Here is a 19,542-nt window from a genome sequence, read left to right as displayed (position 1 = left end):
CCCCTATGTTGCTACAGAGACATCAATGTTTCAACGACCAGAAGATCTTTTCTGCCAGACCTTGCGAAATACCCGGCACTTTTGCAATTTCCTCGACGCTGGCGTTACGTAAACCTTGCAAACCGCCCATATATTTCAACAACATTTGCCGGCGTTTTGGCCCGACACCTTCGATGGTTTCCAGGGTGCTGGTATTTTTGACCTTTGCCCGTTTTTTGCGGTGACCACCAATCGCATGATTGTGTGATTCATCGCGAATATGCTGGATGACATGCAGCGCAGGTGAATCTGGCGGCAGGCTGAATCCCTCTCCTTCCGGCTCGAAGAACAGCGTTTCCAGACCAGCCTTACGATCGGCCCCTTTCGCTACCCCAAGTAACAGCGGATGGTTTTTATCCCATGAGACATCCAGCTCAGCGAAAACATTTTTCGCCTGCGCAAGCTGTCCTTTGCCGCCGTCGATAAGGATCACGTCCGGGATCTTACTGTCGTCGATAGCTTTTCCGTAACGCCGACGCAGCACCTGATTCATCGCCGCATAATCATCGCCCGGCGTAATACCAGTAATGTTATAGCGTCGATACTCCGCTCGCAGCGGGCCGTTAGCATCGAACACCACACACGAAGCGACTGTTTGTTCGCCCATGGTATGGCTGATATCAAAACACTCCATCCGCTTCACTTCCGGCAGTTTCAACACGCTGGCAAGCGCAGACAGACGCTGGTGAACAGTAGATTGCTGCGAAAGTTTGCTGGTTAACGCAGTCGCCGCATTGGTGCGCGCCAGCTTCAGGTAACGTGCCCGATCGCCACGTGGTTTGGTCTGAACGTTAATCTTTCTCCCCGCCAGTTCCGAAAGAGAATCGGCAAGCAGCGTTTTATCGCTAAGATTAAAGTCGAGCAGGATCTCACCCGGCAAAGTGCGCATCTGACTACCCTGTAAATAGAACTGGCCGACAAAAGTTTCCACCACTTCGCCCAATTCCGTACCACCAGGTACTTTCGGGAAATAACTACGGCTACCGAGCACCTTGCCCTGACGAATAAACAGGACGTGGACACAAGCCATGCCTGCATCAAACGCCACGCCAATAACGTCAAGATCATCACCAGTATTGGAGACAAACTGTTTTTCGGTTACGCGCCGCACCGCCTGGATTTGGTCGCGAATACGTGCAGCCTCTTCAAATTCCAGATTCTGGCTGGCTGTTTCCATGCGGCTAATCAGTTGGGTAAGCACCTGATCGTCCTTGCCGGATAAAAACAGGCGCACATACTCTACCTGCTGGGCGTATTCTTCTTCACTCACCAGCCCTTCAACGCACGGCCCCAGACAACGCCCTATCTGATATTGCAGACACGGACGCGAGCGGTTGCGATAAACACTATTTTCACACTGGCGAATCGGGAAAATTTTTTGTAGCAGCGCCAGGGTTTCACGCACGGCATAACCGTTTGGGAACGGGCCGAAATATTCACCTTTGGCATGTTTCGCGCCGCGATGCATAGCCAGACGCGGATGGGTATCGCCACTCAGGAAGATAAAGGGATAAGATTTATCATCGCGTAACAGAACGTTGTAACGCGGTTGATAGAGTTTAATGTAGTTGTGCTCCAGCAATAACGCTTCTGTTTCGGTGTGGGTAACCGTGACATCGATTTGCTGGATCTGGGCGACCAACGCTTCGGTTTTGCGCGAAGCGAGGTTGCTACGGAAATAACTGGAAAGCCGTTTTTTCAGGTCTTTCGCTTTGCCGACATAAATAACCGTACCACCAGCATCATACATGCGATAAACGCCCGGCTGGCTGGTTACGGTTTTTAAAAACGCTTTTGCGTCAAACTGAACACTCACTGACTTGTTAATGTCTCCGCATTACACAGACCATGGCGAATTGCCAGGTGAGTCAACTCAACATCGCCATGTATGTTTAATTTACTAAACATACGGTAGCGATAGCTGTTCACCGTTTTCGGGCTGAGATTAAGCTGTTCTGAGATCTCATTGACCTTCTGGCCTTTGGTAATCATCAGCATAATCTGCAATTCACGTTCCGACAAACTGGCAAACGGGCTTTCTGTTTTTTCTGGTTCGATTTGGCTTAACGCCATTTGTTGAGCAATGTCAGAAGCAATATAACGCTGCCCTGAATAAACAGAACGAATCGCGCTCACGACTTCCTGCGGGGCTGCGCCTTTGCTGAGATAGCCCGCGGCACCGGCCTGCATCACTTTCGCTGGTAAAGGGTTTTCGGTATGAACCGTAAGCATGATGATTTTGACATCGGCTGTCGAGCGGGCGATTTTACGCGTCGCCTCAAGACCACCAATGCCAGGCATACTCATGTCCATTAGCACAACGTCAACGGTATTTGCCCGGCACCACTTAACGGCGTCTTCACCGCAGGATGCCTCACCGACAACTTTAATACCCTTTATATCTTCCAGAATGCGTCGTATCCCTGCGCGCACCAGTTCGTGGTCATCAACAAGTAGAACGTTGATCAAAGGAATATCTCCAGAAATAGGGATAACGCTACTGATAGTTAGTCATTAGTATATTAGCGGGTTTTATTGCAACTTTGAAACGTTAAAAATGGTGGGTATTCGATTTTTCTCTCGTTTTTGTAAATTCGATTGTCCACAGTTATGATCACGCCCGTCATCAAAGGTTTGCCGGTTCGTTTCACAGCACAACCAACGGCGAGATGTGACAAAAATTGACTTTATTCAGCACAAATGAAAAATCAGCGGTATGAATATGTAACATTAATTAACCCGAACAATACGTGCAAAAAACATTCATGATAAAAATATTTATTGGTCATTATATTGACTGAATTAATATAGTTGACGATACAGCGCACAAAAAACAACCACTAATATTTTTAGCAAAGCTTATGGTATACTCCGCCGCCTTAACATTTTTCACCGCAAATTTTTATTGCAACATGACGAGGAAAATAAATGAGTACGCCTGATTTTTCTACTGCCGAGAATAATCAAGATCTGGCAAATGAAGTCTCCTGCCTGAAAGCGATGCTGACGCTGATGCTGCAGGCGATGGGACAAGCTGACGCGGGCCGCGTGATGTTAAAGATGGAAAAACAGCTTGCGCTGATCGAAGACGAAACCCAGGCTGCAATATTTTCCAAAACGGTTAAGCAAATTAAACAAGCCTACCGTCAGTAATATAAAACCGGCTGAAAGCGCGCCTTTCAGCCGGTTTTGCATCTGGCACGCAGAATGTAATTGATGTCATATTAAGCCAGTTGCAGCAGCGTAGCAGGCAACCTGTGTCTTATTCGGCGCATTGATTTTTTTCTGCATGTTTTTCTGATGAAAATTGACCGTATTTTCAGAGATTGACAAGATCATCGCTATCTCTGCTGACGTTTTTCCTTCCGCGGTCCATTTCAGAATTTCTTTTTCCCGCTTGCTGAAATTCATCTCTGGCGTCATCACTATTTCATCATTTAAGCGTATCAACGCCATCAGACTTTCGCGCACCAATAACTGCATTTTTAATTGCAGTTCATCACTAAGGCCAGGTATTTCACGCGTACTACTACGGGAAAAGGACAAAAAACCCAGCGCCCGGTTTGGCAGCATTAAATACTGAGTGACACCACGGCGTATACCATGTGCACGCGCGGCTTCCCATAGCGGCTGCGCTTCGCTAAATAAGTCATCATTCCACAATAAATGCCCCTGACTGAAGTTTTCATGGTTAAGCACCGGATCAATGGCAAGAAAGTTTTTTGCCTGATAATAACTAATCCATGATTTCGGGTAATTAGTGTAGAAGGCCACTTTCGGTCGCGTGAATGGCACCGGGTGACGCACACATAATGAATAGAAATCGTACTCGAGTTGTTGAGCCTGCCGCTCTATTTCATGGTAGACCTCTTCCGCGGCCTCCATTCTCTGAAAACGTAACAGCATCGTGCGACGCCAACTGAAAAAATCCGTATCCTGCATAGTTAACCGCAACGCTCCTGAGAGTGAGTATCATTTATATTGATAACTCAAACTATCACATAAATAAGATTTATATATAATTTATATTATTCAGACAATGAATTACTTTTGCAAGACATAGCATTCTTTTATGTTATTAATAAGTTATGCTGATTTGTTAAGCAATTCACCAGATTGAGAGCGCGTTCTCGCCCCGTCTGGAAAGCCGACGGGGCTGATTTTTTCTTATTATTGCAACAGAAACTTCTCAAGGAACTGGCGGGTACGGGGCTGCTGCGGATCAGCAAATAACGCTTTTGCTGGCCCCTGCTCGACTATCCGCCCCTGGTCCATAAAGATCGCGCGGTCAGCAACGTCACGAGCAAAGCTCATTTCGTGCGTCACAATGACCATCGTGCGCTTTTCCTGCGCCAGTTGGCGGATGGTATTCAGGACTTCGCCCACCAGCTCCGGATCCAGCGCCGAGGTAGGTTCGTCAAACAGAATGACTTCCGGGCGCATCGCCAGCGCACGCGCAATCGCCACACGTTGCTGTTGACCGCCGGACAAACGACGCGGATAGCTGGTCTCTTTCCCCGTCAGCCCGACCTTCGCCAGCAGTTCGCGGGCGCGTGTCGTTGCCTCTTCTTTCGGTTCGCCTTTAACGATCACAGGTCCTTCAATAATGTTTTCCAGCACCGTACGATGCGGGAACAGATTAAAGTTCTGGAACACAAACCCGACGTGCTGGCGCAACTGGCGAATCAGCGATTTTTGCTGACTTAACGAACGTGCGGTATCAATAGTAATATCGCCAACGGTGATGGTCCCCGCCTCTGGCTGTTCCAGCAAATTTATGCTGCGTAGCAACGTGGTTTTGCCGGAACCACTCGGGCCGATAATTGCCACCACTTCGCCGGTTTTGACCTCCAGATCGATACCGTGCAGCACCGTCTGACCGTGGAATTTTTTCACCAGGTTTTTAACTTCAATGGCACTCATTTTGGCTCTCTCTCCTGGCGATTTAGTTGATTCTCAAAATGGTTCTGCAGCGTCGATAACACTGTCGCCATAATCCAGTAGATGAGCGAAGCCGCCAGATACATGGTGAACACTTCCAGAGTACGCGAGGTTATCAACTGCGCCTGACGAAACAGTTCCGGCACCTGAATCGTCGCGGCCAGTGAGGTATCTTTCACCAGGCTGATAAAGCTGTTCGACAGCGGCGGCAGTGCCACCCGCGCCGCCTGCGGCAAAATTGCGCGACGCATAGTTTGCCACGGCGTCATGCCAATACTGGCAGCCGCCTCCCACTGACCTTTATCAATAGACGAAATCGCTGCCCGCAGCGTTTCGGCAGCATAGGCGGCGGTGTTCAGTGACAGTCCAATCATCGCTGACGGAACCGGATCTAATTCAATGCCAAACTGCGGCAGACCGTAGTAGATCATAAACAGTTGTGCAATGAGCGGCGTACCGCGAAAAATGGAGATGTAAAAACGCGCCAGCCAGCGTACGGGCCATATGGGTGACAGGCGCATCAGCGCGAGAATAAACCCCAACAGCAAACCGAAAAACATACCGCCGATGCTGAGTTGCAGCGTATACCCAGCCCCTTTTAGCAGGAACGGCAAAGAATCAATAACCAGTTGTATACTTTCTTGCATGAGCGTTTCCGGAGCTAGACGTGAGGATGATAGGCGAACAGCGCAGGCGCGCCGCCAGTATGAATAAACAGAATCGGCCCTTCGTCTTTGAAGCGTTTCTGACTGATGCCATCAATCAGCCCCGCCATCGCTTTTCCGGTATACACAGGATCAAGCAGAATGCCTTCCAACCGCGCCAGCAGTTTCACCGCTTCCATGCCTTCGTCATTTGGCACGCCGTAGCCAGGGGCAAAGTAGTCATCCCAGAGTAAAATTTCTGCTGACGCGGTCAGTTCCAGCTCTTTCGCGATTGCCTGTTGCAGGCTAACCACTTTTGGCAACTGGTCAGCAACGGAACGTGACACGGTCACGCCAATCAGTTCGCTTTCTGGCATCAGTTGTTCCAGCCCTACTGCAAGCCCGGCATGCGTTCCGGCACTGCCCGACGCCACCACCACCGAAGAAATATTAACCGCCCCTTCACACTGTTGCGCGATTTCCAGCGCGCTCTCCACATAGCCCAACGCGCCTAAAGCATTGGAACCGCCAACCGGAATGACGTATGGGCGAAAGCCTTGTGCTTCGACGCGAGTCGCCAGCTCTTCCAGTTGGGCATTGGGATCGGTCAGCGCGTCGCACATTTCAATCTGGGTATTGAAGAGATCTAACAACAAGCGGTTGCCGTTGGTTAAATAATTTTCTGCAGTAGTGCCAATGGGATTTTCCAGCAGCGCCACGCAATGCAGACCAAGTTTTGCGGCCACTGCGGCAGTCTGGCGCACATGGTTAGACTGAATCGCTCCGGCTGTAATCAGTGTGTCAGCACCTTCGCGCAAGGCGTCTGCTGCGAGAAATTCCAGTTTGCGTAACTTATTTCCGCCCATTGCCAACGGGGTGACGTCATCCCGTTTGATGAAAATGTCCCGACCGAGATAATCAGAAAAACGTGGCAGATATTCGAGCGGTGTCGGTGTGCCGATAAACTCCAACCGTGGAAAACGAGTTAAATTATGCAGTGGCATAAAAGCCTCCGATGTCTGTTGTTGTGATATTGTTATTATGCACGCTGAAAACGCTTAAATAAAAAAGGCGCCGATTAAAGCGCCCTTTTTTGTCATTATGCTGATTACCTGGTCACATCAGCACCAAACCATTTTTCGGAAAGAGCTTGCAAGGTTCCATCTTTTTGCATTTCTGCGATGGCATCGTTGACTGCTTTCAGCAAGTCTTCGTTGCCTTTACGCAGCGCGACACCTGACTCCTGGCGGGAAAAGGCTTCGCCGGTTACTGCCAGCGTATCATTGGTTTTCTTCACCAAATCCAGCGCCGCCAGACGGTCAACCAGGATGGCATCAATACGACCTACGCGCAGATCCTGATATTTGGTCGGGTCATCATCATAGGTGCGCACATCAACACCCTGAACATTCTGACGCAGCCACTCTTCATAGTTGGTGCCTAAACCAACGCCAACTTTTTTACCTTTCAGGTCGTCTGCGGTTTTTATTGTGCCTTCATTACCTTTTTTCACCAGCGCCTGAATACCGGAAATGGTGTAAGGGGTAGAGAAATCGTATTTTTTCTTACGTTCATCTGAGATGGTAACCTGATTAATCACCACATCGATGCGCTTAGAATCCAGGGACGCCAGCATACCATCCCACTTGGTCGGTTTTAATGCGGCTTCAACGCCCAGATGTTTTGCCAGTTGTTGAGCAAACTCCACTTCAAAACCGGTCAATTTACCGTCATCGCCCTGAAAGCTAAACGGCGGGTAAGTCCCTTCCAGTCCCACCAGCAACGTGCCACGCTCTTTTACTTTATTGAGCAGGCCTTCGTTGGCAAAACTTTTCACGCTCATACCCGCAACCAGCGCCACGGCCATAACACCCATCAACGCCTGACGCCCCAGATGTACTAATTTCATATTCACCCCGAATGTTGTTATGTTGGTTTGCAGTGTAGAGCCATTGTTCGTAGACACAAAAACAACTCTGCTACATCTTATTCTTATTTAATATATATCAGAAGCTGACAGACTGGGGGATTTCTGCGCAAGGTCGCCGCGGGTTTGCATCTGGTAACACTGGTACTTACGTAATGCGATGCGATAATTATTGGTGCTGGTGGTGGGCAGCCAGGGTGCGAGGTTTTCATCAAGAAAACCATCCTGCAACAGGTCAGAGGAAATATCGTGTTCGCTTAAATAATTACCCAAACGACGTAGACGAACCACATATTCGCGCACTGTACCGGGGCTCATTTCAGTATGGTCAAAAAGAAACTGCTTAAAGCCGATAATATCAAAAAAATCACTCTGGGTTTTGCAGTGTAAATCACCGCAGAAACGGCATAACGCTGCCCATGATTTTTGTTCCTCATACCAGCCATTTTCATCAAGCAGCGTATCAAGACGGGAAATCTCGATTTTATTGACTATTTTGCCATCGTGAACCAGGGTAATGCGATCGAGTAATTTACGGCAATATGCGCAATGAGTCTGGCTGTGTTTAAAATCTTTAAGATAGCGGCTTAATGGCCGCCTTTTCTGGTGCTGCATCATTATTAAGAACTCCTGGTATTCAAAATTAATGTGCGGCATTTACCTGAGTTATAACTTACCCAGTTTGGTGCGTAACCGTTTAATAGCCTGGCTGTGTAACTGACTAACCCGCGATTCACCGACCTCAAGCACCGCGCCAATCTCTTTGAGATTAAGCTCTTCCTGGTAATAGAGCGTTAATACCAACTGTTCGCGCTCCGGCAACATTTCGATGGCTTCCATTACCCGCTGGCGCAAATTACTGTCCAGTAACTGCTGTAACGGGTTATCCCGCTGATGATCGTCAGTAACCAGTTCGATGCTATCACCGTGCTCTTCGCGCCACTCATCATAAGAGAAAAGTTGGCTGTTATTAGTATCAAGCAACATTTGCCGGTAATCAGCGATTTCAATCCCTAAACGTTCTGCCACTTCCGTTTCTGTGGCGTTGCGGCCAAGTTCCTGCTCCAGTTGCCCTATTGCCTGCGCCACTTCACGTGCATTGCGTCGCACGCTGCGCGGCACCCAGTCACGGCTGCGAAGTTCATCCAGCATAGCACCACGGATACGCTGCACTGCGTAAGTTGTAAATGCCGTTCCTTGCAGGGCATCATAACGTTCAACAGCATTAAGTAATCCAATGCCGCCTGCCTGTAGCAGATCGTCAAGTTCTACACTCGCGGGCAGTCGAACCTGCAGGCGCAATGCTTCGTGACGCACCAGCGGGATATAACGCTGCCACAGCGAATGTTTATCCATTACACCTTCAGCGGTATAGAGTGATTTCACGATAAACAGCCCTGCGTTATATAAATAATCGGCATAATTATCCGTTTCTGCAGGTTTTTTAATCGGACGATTAATGGGTGAAATAAGGGGTTATTTGGGGTAATCGGTAAATAGTGAGCAGAATAACCCCGCTGGAGCGGGGTTAAGATAGCTGACAAAGTCCGCCTCATCTTGCCGGATGCGGCGTAAACGCCTTATCCGACCTACGCGAATATGCAAATTTAATTAATTGCGATTCACCTTGTAGGCATGATAAGCGTAGCGCATCAGGCAATTTGGCGTTTGCTGTCATTATATTACGACGATTAGCCCTGCAGCAGAGACAGAACTTGCTGCGGCACCTGGTTAGCTTTAGACAGCACAGAGTTACCCGCCTGCTGGATGATCTGCGCTTTCGACATGTTAGACACTTCGGTCGCATAGTCGGCGTCCTGAATACGGGACTGCGCTTCAGACAGGTTGGTGGTGGTGTTGTTCAGGTTGGTTACCGCAGAGTCCAGACGGTTTTGAACGGCACCGAGGGAGGAGCGGAAAGTATCAACCTGTGCAATGGCTTTGTCTAAAAGTGCCAGTGGATCAGCAGAAGAAGCCCCTGAGAACTGCGCAGTCGGAGTTGCTGTAGATAATTCAACAACAACTTTGTTCGCTGTGGCTGTTGCCGTAGTGTCATCATTAAGCGCCGCTGGAGCCGTTGTAGCGTAGTTTTTACCCTGGAATGTTACATATCCCGCAGCCGCGCCGTCAGAGTCAGCGGCAACTTTAATCAGCTGATCTTTCTGAGTAGCTGCAGTCGTTAGTCCATTATCGGTGTCTTTGTATTCGACATCGGCTTTATTCAACGTCACTTCACCACTTGCATGGTCAATGGACGCGGAGTAGAAATCACTACCGGATTGAACGACGAACTGTGCGGTGGCAGCCCCTTTCGCATCCAGGGTGTTGTGTAACGTCAGGCTGGAAACATCGACAGTTTTACCTGTCGCAGTAGTCAGATCTTTCGCAACAGCAGTGAAATCAACACCAACAGGTTTTGTCCCAGCGGCTCCTGTAATTTGAGTAATTGAATCACCAACGTTAAGTGATTGAGCAGAAACGGAGAAACCATTCAACCCTAATGTAGAAGAGTCAATTTTCTGCAAATCAATGCTAATAGTCTGGCCATCATTCGCGCCAACCTGAATCTTCATCGAACCGTCTTTTGCCAGTACATTCACGCCGTTGAACTGGGTCTGACCGGAAACACGGTCAATCTCATCCAGACGGGATTTGATTTCGTCCTGAATAGATGACAGGTCAGAATCAGAGTTAGTACCGGTCGTCGCCTGAACGGTCAACTCACGCACACGTTGCAAGTTGTTGTTGATTTCAGACAACGCACCTTCTGTGGTCTGCGCCAGAGAAATACCGTCGTTGGCGTTACGCGCAGCCTGAGTCAGGCCTTTAATGTTAGAGGTGAAACGGTTAGCAATCGCCTGACCGGCAGCGTCATCTTTCGCACTGTTAATACGCAGGCCAGAAGAGAGGCGTTCGATAGAAGTCGACAGCGCAGACTGGTTTTTGTTGATGTTGTTTTGAGTGATCAGCGAGAGGCTGTTGGTATTAATGACTTGTGCCATAATTCATTTTCCTGTTTTCAAGTCTACGGTTTAAGTATTGGGCTTCCACCCTTCGGCTTCGTCGCCGTCAACCCTGTTATCGTCTGGTCACTCACAACCTTTAGAATTTTTTTCTAGCGGTCGAAATACTCCCCTTCCTCGTTGCTGTTCGTGTCATTAAGCCCAAAAATAAATCGTAAACTTTGCCCCACTTACGCCGATAACCCCGGTATTCGTTCTACATGTCGCATGATTAAGGAATCTATATGGCGAGTATTTCAACGCTTGGGGTTGGGTCGGGGCTGGACTTAAGCAGCATCCTCGACAGTCTGGAGGCGGCAGAAAAATCTACCCTGACGCCAATATCGAAACAGCAAAGTTCTTACACCGCGAAACTGAGCGCTTACGGGACGCTGAAAAGCGCGCTGGAGAGTTTCCAGACGGCCAATACAGCACTGAATAAAGCCGATTTATTTACCGCCACCTCAACCACCAGCAGTTCATCAGCTTTCAGCGCCACGACCACGGGCAGCGCGATTGCCGGGAAATACACCATTAGCGTCAGCCAACTGGCGCAGGCGCAGACGCTGACCACCCAAAATAGTCAAAAAGACAGTAAAGCCGCCATCGCCACCAGCGATAGCGTACTGACCATCCAGCAAGGCGGCGGTAAAGATCCGGTCACGATTGATATCAGTGCGGCTGATTCGTCGCTCTCCGGCATTCGCGATGCCATTAACAACGCCAAAGCTGGTGTCAGCGCCAGTATTATCAATGTGGGTAACGGCGAGTATCGTTTGTCCATCACCGCCAATGATACCGGTAGCGACAACGCCATGAAGCTCAGCGTCAGCGGTGACAGCACCCTGCAAAGTTTTATGGGTTACAACGGAACTTCGGGTGATAGCAGCAATGGCATGGTTGAAAGCGTCACCGCGCAGAACGCCAAACTGACGGTCAATAACGTTGAGATTGAAAACAGCAGCAATACTATCAGTGACGCGCTGGAAGATATCACCCTCAACCTGAATGACGTCACCACCGGTAATCAGACACTGACCATCAGTAAAGATACATCCAAAGCTGAAAATGCGGTTAAAGCGTGGGTGGATGCCTATAACGCATTACAGGATACCTTCAGCAACTTAACGAAATACACAGCCGTCGATGCCGGTGCTGAAAACCAGGATTCCAGCAATGGTGCATTACTCGGTGACTCCACACTGCGTACCATCCAGACTCAGCTTAAAACCTTGCTCGCCAATACCCACAGCAGTTCAAACTATAAAACGCTGGCACAAATTGGCATTACCAGCGATGCCAGTACCGGAAAGCTGGAAATAGCGACCGACAAACTGCAAACAGCGCTGAAAAAAGATGCTGCTGGCGTCGGTGAAATGTTTATTGGTGACGGTAAAAGTACAGGCGTAACCACCAGCATTAGCAGCAACCTGACCAGTTGGCTCTCCTCCACCGGGATAATCCAGGCCGCAAAAGATGGCGTCAGCAAAACGCTGAACAATTTGACCGATCAATACAATGCCGCCAGCGAACGCATCGATACATTAATGGCGCGCTATAAAGCCCAGTTCACCCAATTAGATGTGTTAATGAACTCGCTGAACTCCACCAGCAGCTATCTGACACAACAGTTCGACACCTCAAATAGTAGTTCGAAATAATCTCAGGAGAGACAATGTACAGCGCAAAAGGCACCCAGGCCTACGCACAAATTGGCGTCGAAAGCGCCGTAATGAGTGCCAGCCAACAGCAACTGGTCACCATGCTATTTGACGGCGTGTTGAGTGCGCTGGTAAGAGCGCGCTTGTTTATGCAGGACAACAATCAGGAAGGCAAAGGCGTCTCTTTGTCAAAAGCGATCAACATTATTGAGAACGGGCTGAGACTCAGTCTTGACGAAGAAAGTCAGGACGAATTAACCCAGAATTTGATTGCACTCTATAGCTATATGATCAGGCGTTTGCTGCAAGCTAATTTACGCAACGATGTCTCCGCAGTCGCAGAAGTGGAAACTTTAATGCGCAATCTTGCCGATGCCTGGAAAGAGTCTCTACTCTCCCCTTCATTGATTCAGGACCCTGTCTGATGAACCATGCACCGCACTTGTATTTTGCCTGGCAACAACTCGTCGAAAAAAGCCAGCTCATGTTACGCCTGGCGACAGAAGGACGGTGGGATGAACTCATCGCCAGCGAAATGGAATATGTCAATGCGGTGCAAAAAATTGCACACTTAACGGAAGAAATGGAACCCTCTGCCATGATCCAGGAGCAACTCAGACCTATGCTGCGCCTCGTTCTGGAAAACGAAAACAAAGTAAAACAGTTATTGCAGATTCGGATGGATGAACTGGCGAAACTGGTCGGTCAGTCATCAATGCAAAAATCGGTGTTAAGCACCTACGGCGATCAGGGTGGCTACGTGCTGGCGCCGCAGGAAAATCTCTTTTGAAGCTTAAAGAGCTGATTGCTCGCGAATAATCCGATTACGGCTACGCTTCTAATGTTCCCCTTGAGCGGAGTCGAAGAATGCGTAACCCCACGCTGTTGCAATGTTTTCATTGGTATTACCCGGAAGGCGGCAAGCTCTGGCCTGAACTGGCCGAGCGCGCCGACGGTTTAAATGATATTGGTATCAATATGATCTGGCTGCCGCCCGCCTATAAAGGCGCATCGGGCGGGTATTCTGTTGGCTACGACTCCTATGATTTATTTGATTTAGGCGAGTTTGATCAGAAAGGCAGCATCCCCACCAAATATGGCGATAAAGCACAGTTGCTGGCGGCCATTGACGCACTCAAACGCAATGACATTGCCGTACTGCTGGACGTGGTCGTCAACCACAAAATGGGGGCTGACGAAAAAGAAGCCATTCGCGTACAGCGCGTCAATGCAGATGATCGCACGCAAATTGATGATGAAATCATTGAGTGCGAAGGCTGGACCCGTTACACCTTCCCGGCTCGTGCCGGTCAATACTCGCAGTTCATCTGGGACTTCAAATGTTTTAGCGGCATCGACCATATCGAAAATCCAAACGAAGATGGCATTTTTAAAATCGTCAACGACTACACCGGCGAAGGCTGGAATGACCAGGTTGATGATGAGTTAGGTAATTTCGACTATCTGATGGGCGAAAATATCGATTTTCGCAACCATGCCGTCACGGAAGAGCTTAAATACTGGGCACGCTGGGTGATGGAGCAAACGCAGTGCGACGGTTTTCGTCTCGACGCAGTAAAACATATTCCAGCCTGGTTTTATAAAGAGTGGATCGAACACGTGCAGGAAGTCGCGCCAAAACCGCTATTTATTGTGGCGGAATACTGGTCGCGTGAAGTAGATAAGCTGCAAACATATATTGCCCAGGTAGAAGGCAAAACCATGCTATTTGATGCGCCGCTGCAAATGAAATTCCATGAAGCATCCCGAATGGGGAGCAACTACGATATGACGCAGATATTCACCGGTACGCTGGTGGAAGCCGATCCTTTCCATGCCGTTACACTGGTCGCCAACCACGATACCCAACCGTTACAAGCCCTTGAAGCTCCGGTAGAACCGTGGTTTAAACCGCTGGCGTATGCCCTTATTTTGCTGCGGGAAAATGGCGTCCCTTCAGTGTTCTACCCTGATCTGTACGGTGCTCATTACGAAGATGTCGGCGGTGACGGGCAAACCTATCCGATAGATATGCCAATAATCGAACAGCTCGATGAGTTAATCCTCGCCCGCCAGCGCTTCGCCCACGGTGTACAGACGTTATTTTTCGATCATCCGAACTGTATTGCCTTTAGTCGCAGCGGCACCGACGAATATCCAGGCTGTGTGGTGGTGATGTCAAACGGTGACGATGGCGAAAAAACCATTCATCTGGGAGAGAATTACGGCAATAAAACCTGGCGTGATTTTCTGGGCAATCGGCAAGAGAGCGTGGTGACCGATGAAAATGGCGAAGCGACCTTTTTTTGCAACGGCGGTAGCGTCAGTGTGTGGGTTATCGAAGAGGTGATTTAAACACATCCCCGGCGGCAAACCGGGGATATTTCATTACGGTAGTGGCGTCGGCAACGGCGCTTTTTCCAGCACAGCAGCACATTCAGCCGTTGGTCGATCCACGCGTTCCATCGTCATGCCATCGTATTCAATAGTGTTACCGTCAAGCTCAATCTCGTACAGTTCACGTTTGACAGTAACGTTAGTGAGATCATCAGATATCAGCGTCAACTTACCCGGTAAAGCAATCACCCGCTGCCACTGACGGCAATCCAGCGTATCACCCTCTTTAGTGACAATCAGGCTACCTATCGCTTCCGGGCTGACCAGAGCACGTTGCGGCCCTTTAGTCTGCCAGTAGCCCGCCAGCCAGTCTGGCGCGGGCGTTTTCACAACATTGTTATAATTTTCAACTTCGGCACAGCCAGCCAGCAGCATAAGTGCGCCTGCAATTGCGAGTTTTTTCATCATTCATCCTGCATGAGAAGAAAAGAAGATTGTGGCATTAATGCCTTGATGCTGCCAGCCTTTCCAGGCCCAAAGAGAAATTTGATCTAACCATTATTTTTGTGAATTATTACCACGAAAAAGAATTTGTCTGGTGTATTATTCGCGGCTCTTGTTTCAAACCTTCTGAGTTCAGAGGCTATATACATGTCATGGCAGCAATTCAAACAAGCCTGGTTGATTAAATTCTGGGCCCCCATCCCTGCGGTCATCGCGGCGGGTATTCTCTCCACTTATTATTTTGGCATCACCGGCACCTTTTGGGCTGTTACCGGCGAATTTACCCGTTGGGGTGGTCAGCTCCTGCAACTGTTTGGCGTCCATGCCGAAGAGTGGGGCTATTTTAAAATTATCCATCTGGAAGGATCGCCATTAACCCGCATTGACGGGATGATGATTCTTGGTATGTTTGGCGGCTGTTTTGCCGCGGCTCTGTGGGCCAACAACGTTAAATTACGTATGCCGCGCAGCCGTATCCGCATTATGCAGGCTATTATTGGCGGGATTATCGCTGGTTTCGGCGCGCGTCTGGCGATGGGCTGTAACCTGGCTGCATTTTTCACTGGCATTCCGCAGTTCTCACTGCACGCCTGGTTCTTTGCCATCGCCACCGCCATTGGCTCATGGTTTGGTGCACGCTTTACTCTGCTGCCAGTCTTCCGTATCCCGGTAAAAATGCAAAAAGTCTCTGCCGCCTCACCGCTAACACAAAAACCAGATCAGGCACGGCGTCGTTTCCGCCTCGGGATGCTGGTCTTTTTTGGCATGTTGGGCTGGGCGCTGTTAACGGCGATGAATCAACCGAAGCTGGGGCTGGCAATGCTGTTTGGCGTCGGCTTTGGCTTACTGATTGAACGCGCGCAAATCTGCTTTACTTCGGCGTTCCGCGATATGTGGATCACCGGGCGTACCCATATGGCGAAAGCGATCATTATCGGTATGGCGGTAAGTGCCATCGGTATTTTCAGTTACGTACAGTTAGGTGTAGAACCGAAAATCATGTGGGCTGGCCCGAACGCCGTCATTGGCGGGTTACTGTTTGGCTTTGGTATTGTGCTGGCGGGCGGCTGCGAAACTGGCTGGATGTACCGTGCAGTGGAAGGCCAGGTGCACTACTGGTGGGTTGGGCTGGGTAATGTTATCGGCTCAACGATTCTGGCTTATTACTGGGATGACTTCGCCCCGGCACTGGCCACCGACTGGGACAAAATCAACCTGCTGAAAACCTTTGGCCCAATGGGCGGCCTGCTGGTGACATATTTACTGTTGTTCGCTGCCCTGATGTTGATTATCGGCTGGGAGAAACGCTTCTTCCGCCGCGCGGCGCTGCAAACTGCTAAGGAGATTGCATGAAAAATATCGTTCCTGATTACCGTCTTGATATGGTGGGCGAACCCTGCCCTTATCCGGCGGTCGCGACCCTTGAGGCGATGCCGCAGTTAAAAAAAGGCGAGATCCTCGAAGTGGTCAGCGACTGTCCGCAGTCAATTAATAATATTCCACTGGACGCACGTAACCACGGCTATACCGTACTGGATATCCAACAAGACGGGCCGACCATTCGTTATTTAATTCAGAAGTAATCTTTTCTCCCGCTGTTTCAGGCAGCGGGAGTATCTTTGCTACGAATTCTCCATTGTGGACGTACAGAAAGTCCGTGGTATATCAGAAAAATAGTCTCAATATTTTATGACCACGCAGGAATGAATTAGTGGTGAAGCATCTCATCCACAATTTCTTTCGTCTGTAACTGATAAGGATAATAAGTTGGCCAGTTGTCCATTTCTTCAAGTAACTGCTGTTGTGACGTATTCCCCATAAATATATGAAAATGGGATGATTTACGAGGGGCAATAATATGATCACTAAACTGCACAAACTTAGGGGCTTTACTGGCTGGTTCCCGGCACTCAAACAGATAACGCACACCTTTCTTCCCTGATTTATATGTCAGTATTTTAAACCCACTGTAATTATATTTACAGGAAGTCATCTCCTCCCCTCGATGGAACTCCATAACACCATTTTCGATGCCAATTGTGTCAACATCTGTTATGTATCCCTTCTGATAGTAGGCTTTAATATCTGCGAATGATTTACCCGGTTCTTTTTCTGCTTTCATTTTAAAGACAGGATCAAGATCACCACTTTGAAGCAAGGGGTACACCGATTGCCAAATACCCTCCCAATCAGCGAGGGATCTATCCTTCACGTTATTATCATCAAAAATACCCTCTGCTGCTTTTTGTTCCATTTCTGTCAGTGGTGCCCCATGTGAATGATGCCCATGAGCAAGTGCATAGTTGCCTGCTAATAGTAACCCCAGAGCAAAAGCCAATTTATTAACAATCATCGTCCAGTTTGTCCTCCCGCTTCAACATCACATAATGTTATAACATAACATTTAATAAAAACAACACTGAAGAACGAATAGCAAAACCTAACCAAACACACGCACCATAACCCTACATTTAGTACGTCTTTATCACCAACTACAACCGTTGAAAAAATGCGCCGTTGAAAGCTTTTATTGTAATGATTTTGTCTTACTGCGCTGCCAGTAATAACGGGAAATCATGAATGCAGTACAGAGACAACATTAAGTCATCGGATCTGATTGAAGGAATAGCACCAATCATGCAAACTACAAACTCTCACAACCAACAAGAGATTATTCCCCCTGATGGATCAGGTTGCTATTTTCCAAAAGATGTTTGAGCAAGTGAGAACGGAGCTAAACTTTTCCTGGTTTTACACAGAGTTAAAACGTCATCATATTGCGCATTACATTTACTATCTTGCTACAGATAACATTAGGATCGTTACACACGATGACAAGGTATTGTTAATAAGAGGAAGCAGAAATCTATTAAAAGTCAGTGCCACTAAGAACCCTGAGCAAGTAATAAAAGCAGCCCGGACTCACATTGCCAGAAGATCTACTTTTCGGGAATATTGTATAACGCTCGCGAATGCGGGTGTCTTCCGGTGGGTTACTGACGTTAACGATAATAAACGTCGTTACTATTCTATCGATAATACACTCTTATATATTGAAGATGTTGAGAACAATAAACCCTTAATTTAGATGTATTAGCTCATTTCAGATCTGACAGTTATCCGTACAGGTATCTGTCAGATTATCTCTGGCTTGATTTTCTCTTCTCTGACACCACTCACGCTCCATAGCAGCTCCCAGACGGTAAGTTCATGGAAAATGCCTGCCAAAAATTGTTATATTATAACAGCGAACAGTTTTACCCTGACTGAGGAGAACACACATGAAAATCAATGCCATAGGTAAAGCCATTTTTCTTTTTGCACTGCTAACCTCAACGGCCTCTGCCGCTGGCAAGGACATTAATGTTGAGTTCAGAAAGGGGCATAGTAGCGCCCAATACTCAGGAGAGATAAAGGGGTACGATTACGACACATATAACTTCTATGCCAAAAAAGGCCAGAAGGTGCATATCAGTATCTCCAATGAGGGGGCTGATATTGTCCTCTTTGGGCCAGGAATTAGCGACTCTGTTGATCTCTCCAGATATTCTCCCGAGCTTGATGACAATGGTCAGTACATCCTTCCCGCTTCCGGTAAATATGAGCTAAGAGTGCTTCAAACCCGTAATGACGCTCGTAAAAACAAAGTAAAAAAATACAGCGTCAACATACAGATTGAGTAAACAGAAATTGACGGGGCTATCCCCGTCATTGCTTTCCTGTACCTGAGGATAACTGTCAGTAACAGACAGAGGCTGTCTATGACGCTGTTCCTGCCACATGAAATATGACCCGGAGTCTTCCCACCCGATTGAATCTGCTGGCATAAGGGACACCCCCGCGCCCTGTTTACGCGCTAAATACGGCTTCTTTAACCGTCTGAATGCGGTGAGGATATGTCGGTAAGACTTACCTAAAAATACGGTTAATTTTTTAGTTTAAACCTTTTTTAGTTATTAGTAAGATGCATATGCTTCAACAGAAGCTGGGAAATTCAACAACTCTTAGATAATTTTGGACCTTGTCCCGCGGCTCCAATCCGACAGCCGCGCTTCTTTTCACTCTCATAGTCAACAGGTTACAAAACCTACACCTGCATGGACATCACTTCCTGATACGCTGCCACCAGCTTATTACGCACCTGAATCCCCATTTGCATCGAAACCGACGCTTTTTGCATCTCGGTCATCACATCGTTTAGCGCTACGCCGGGTTCACCGAGGGTAAATTTTTCTGCCTGTGTGCGGGCGGTGGTTTGCGTATCGCTAATGCGATCGAGCGCAGCATGAAGCTGTCCGGCAAAACTGATGGTCGGTTGCGGCAGAGTCCCCTGCGCACGCGCACTCATCGCCGTGGCCTGTAACTGGCTGATAACCCCTTCAATCCCCTGTATCGCTGACATATTCATCTCCCGGACAATTCTTGGTAGCAGAGCCTACCAGTAAGTCAATAAGATAAAGGCGCTAAATAGAGACAAAAAAATGGGT

23 protein-coding genes are annotated in these 19,542 nt (G+C 48.4%); 10 read left to right on the top strand and 13 right to left on the bottom strand.

Annotated features, from left to right (window positions below):
- Positions 1-22: 22 nt before the first annotated feature.
- Together uvrC and uvrY are read right to left on the bottom strand one after the other, a co-directional pair.
- A complete protein-coding gene (uvrC, locus tag ESM_RS0100575) occupies positions 23-1,855 on the bottom strand; it encodes an excinuclease ABC subunit UvrC (protein WP_000116020.1) in 1,833 nt (610 codons plus the stop codon).
- On the bottom strand, positions 1,852-2,508 hold the full coding sequence (gene uvrY, locus ESM_RS0100570; RefSeq protein WP_000611331.1) for a UvrY/SirA/GacA family response regulator transcription factor: 657 nt from the start codon (positions 2,506-2,508) through the stop codon (positions 1,852-1,854). Before uvrY ends, uvrC begins: the two co-directional genes overlap by 4 nt.
- Before the next feature lie 332 nt (positions 2,509-2,840).
- On the opposite strand from uvrY, the gene ESM_RS1000000128225 reads away from it, so the two are divergent.
- Positions 2,841-2,981: a hypothetical protein gene (locus tag ESM_RS1000000128225; RefSeq protein WP_228929308.1), complete on the top strand. Its 141-nt coding sequence runs from the start codon at positions 2,841-2,843 to the stop codon at positions 2,979-2,981.
- Positions 2,968-3,192: a DUF2594 family protein YecF gene (yecF, locus tag ESM_RS0100565; protein ID WP_000106471.1), complete on the top strand. Its 225-nt coding sequence runs from the start codon at positions 2,968-2,970 to the stop codon at positions 3,190-3,192. The genes ESM_RS1000000128225 and yecF overlap by 14 nt, the downstream gene beginning before the upstream one ends.
- 66 nt (positions 3,193-3,258) lie before the next feature.
- Here the strand turns inward: yecF and sdiA are convergent, their stop codons facing one another.
- The 8 genes from sdiA to ESM_RS0100525 all read right to left on the bottom strand — a co-directional run bounded on the left by sdiA (position 3,259) and on the right by ESM_RS0100525 (position 10,553).
- Entirely contained in the window at positions 3,259-3,981 is a 723-nt protein-coding gene (sdiA, locus tag ESM_RS0100560) for a transcriptional regulator SdiA (RefSeq protein ID WP_001154282.1), read from the bottom strand.
- Between the two features lie 228 nt (positions 3,982-4,209).
- Positions 4,210-4,962 carry an L-cystine ABC transporter ATP-binding protein TcyN gene (gene tcyN / locus ESM_RS0100555; protein WP_001273019.1) on the bottom strand — a complete coding sequence of 251 codons (753 nt, stop codon included), beginning with the start codon at positions 4,960-4,962 and terminating at the stop codon, positions 4,210-4,212.
- Entirely contained in the window at positions 4,959-5,627 is a 669-nt protein-coding gene (gene tcyL / locus ESM_RS0100550) for a cystine ABC transporter permease (protein ID WP_001158227.1), read from the bottom strand. Before tcyL ends, tcyN begins: the two co-directional genes overlap by 4 nt.
- Positions 5,628-5,641: 14 nt before the next feature.
- Positions 5,642-6,628 (bottom strand): D-cysteine desulfhydrase, encoded by a 987-nt coding sequence (gene dcyD, locus ESM_RS0100545; RefSeq protein ID WP_001128252.1) that lies wholly within the window; start codon positions 6,626-6,628, stop codon positions 5,642-5,644.
- 104 nt (positions 6,629-6,732) lie between these two features.
- Positions 6,733-7,533 carry a cystine ABC transporter substrate-binding protein gene (gene tcyJ, locus ESM_RS0100540; RefSeq protein WP_000779811.1) on the bottom strand — a complete coding sequence of 267 codons (801 nt, stop codon included), beginning with the start codon at positions 7,531-7,533 and terminating at the stop codon, positions 6,733-6,735.
- 87 nt (positions 7,534-7,620) lie between these two features.
- Positions 7,621-8,172 carry a flagella biosynthesis regulatory protein FliZ gene (gene fliZ / locus ESM_RS0100535; protein WP_024191890.1) on the bottom strand — a complete coding sequence of 184 codons (552 nt, stop codon included), beginning with the start codon at positions 8,170-8,172 and terminating at the stop codon, positions 7,621-7,623.
- Positions 8,173-8,217: 45 nt separating this feature from the next.
- A complete protein-coding gene (gene fliA, locus ESM_RS0100530) occupies positions 8,218-8,937 on the bottom strand; it encodes an RNA polymerase sigma factor FliA (protein ID WP_000839544.1) in 720 nt (239 codons plus the stop codon).
- A 305-nt stretch (positions 8,938-9,242) separates the two neighbouring features.
- Positions 9,243-10,553, bottom strand: a complete 1,311-nt coding sequence (locus tag ESM_RS0100525; protein WP_000079767.1) for a FliC/FljB family flagellin — start codon at positions 10,551-10,553, stop codon at positions 9,243-9,245.
- A 245-nt stretch (positions 10,554-10,798) separates the two neighbouring features.
- On the opposite strand from ESM_RS0100525, the gene fliD reads away from it, so the two are divergent.
- The 4 genes from fliD to amyA all read left to right on the top strand — a co-directional run bounded on the left by fliD (position 10,799) and on the right by amyA (position 14,569).
- Positions 10,799-12,214, top strand: a complete 1,416-nt coding sequence (fliD, locus tag ESM_RS0100520; protein ID WP_000146834.1) for a flagellar filament capping protein FliD — start codon at positions 10,799-10,801, stop codon at positions 12,212-12,214.
- A gap of 14 nt (positions 12,215-12,228) precedes the next feature.
- A complete protein-coding gene (gene fliS, locus ESM_RS0100515; RefSeq protein WP_000286599.1) occupies positions 12,229-12,639 on the top strand; it encodes a flagellar export chaperone FliS in 411 nt (136 codons plus the stop codon).
- The gene (gene fliT, locus ESM_RS0100510; RefSeq protein WP_001015042.1) at positions 12,639-13,004 is read left to right on the top strand and encodes a flagella biosynthesis regulatory protein FliT; all 366 of its coding nucleotides are present in this window, start codon (positions 12,639-12,641) and stop codon (positions 13,002-13,004) included. The genes fliS and fliT overlap by 1 nt, the downstream gene beginning before the upstream one ends.
- Before the next feature lie 77 nt (positions 13,005-13,081).
- Positions 13,082-14,569, top strand: coding sequence for an alpha-amylase (gene amyA / locus ESM_RS0100505; RefSeq protein ID WP_001245726.1), 1,488 nt, complete (start codon positions 13,082-13,084; stop codon positions 14,567-14,569).
- Positions 14,570-14,602: 33 nt separating this feature from the next.
- On the opposite strand, the gene yedD is transcribed toward amyA, so the two are convergent.
- Complete coding sequence (gene yedD, locus ESM_RS0100500; RefSeq protein ID WP_010375638.1) at positions 14,603-15,016, bottom strand: lipoprotein YedD; 414 nt, start codon at positions 15,014-15,016, stop codon at positions 14,603-14,605.
- Between the two features lie 186 nt (positions 15,017-15,202).
- On the opposite strand from yedD, the gene yedE reads away from it, so the two are divergent.
- Together yedE and yedF are read left to right on the top strand one after the other, a co-directional pair.
- Complete coding sequence (gene yedE, locus ESM_RS0100495; protein ID WP_001516568.1) at positions 15,203-16,408, top strand: selenium metabolism membrane protein YedE/FdhT; 1,206 nt, start codon at positions 15,203-15,205, stop codon at positions 16,406-16,408.
- Positions 16,405-16,638, top strand: a complete 234-nt coding sequence (gene yedF, locus ESM_RS0100490; RefSeq protein WP_000790504.1) for a sulfurtransferase-like selenium metabolism protein YedF — start codon at positions 16,405-16,407, stop codon at positions 16,636-16,638. Before yedE ends, yedF begins: the two co-directional genes overlap by 4 nt.
- A gap of 125 nt (positions 16,639-16,763) precedes the next feature.
- Here yedF and zinT read toward each other — a convergent pair whose 3' ends face one another.
- Complete coding sequence (zinT, locus tag ESM_RS0100485; protein ID WP_000636788.1) at positions 16,764-17,408, bottom strand: metal-binding protein ZinT; 645 nt, start codon at positions 17,406-17,408, stop codon at positions 16,764-16,766.
- Between the two features lie 330 nt (positions 17,409-17,738).
- Here zinT and ESM_RS0100480 point away from each other — a divergent pair, with 330 nt between their 5' ends.
- The gene (locus tag ESM_RS0100480; protein ID WP_000373061.1) at positions 17,739-18,143 is read left to right on the top strand and encodes a DUF1398 domain-containing protein; all 405 of its coding nucleotides are present in this window, start codon (positions 17,739-17,741) and stop codon (positions 18,141-18,143) included.
- A gap of 193 nt (positions 18,144-18,336) precedes the next feature.
- Positions 18,337-18,738, top strand: coding sequence for a g-type lysoyme inhibitor PliG (pliG, locus tag ESM_RS0100475; protein WP_000700038.1), 402 nt, complete (start codon positions 18,337-18,339; stop codon positions 18,736-18,738).
- A 404-nt stretch (positions 18,739-19,142) separates the two neighbouring features.
- Here the strand turns inward: pliG and fliE are convergent, their stop codons facing one another.
- Positions 19,143-19,457 (bottom strand): flagellar hook-basal body complex protein FliE, encoded by a 315-nt coding sequence (gene fliE / locus ESM_RS0100470; protein WP_001274304.1) that lies wholly within the window; start codon positions 19,455-19,457, stop codon positions 19,143-19,145.
- Positions 19,458-19,542 lie beyond the last annotated feature (85 nt).

The sequence above is a fragment of the Escherichia sp. TW09308 genome, from assembly GCF_000208565.1.
Lineage (GTDB): Bacteria > Pseudomonadota > Gammaproteobacteria > Enterobacterales > Enterobacteriaceae > Escherichia > Escherichia marmotae.
Note: the sequence above shows the minus strand (reverse complement) of the source record. Positions and strands in the feature narration are given on the sequence as shown.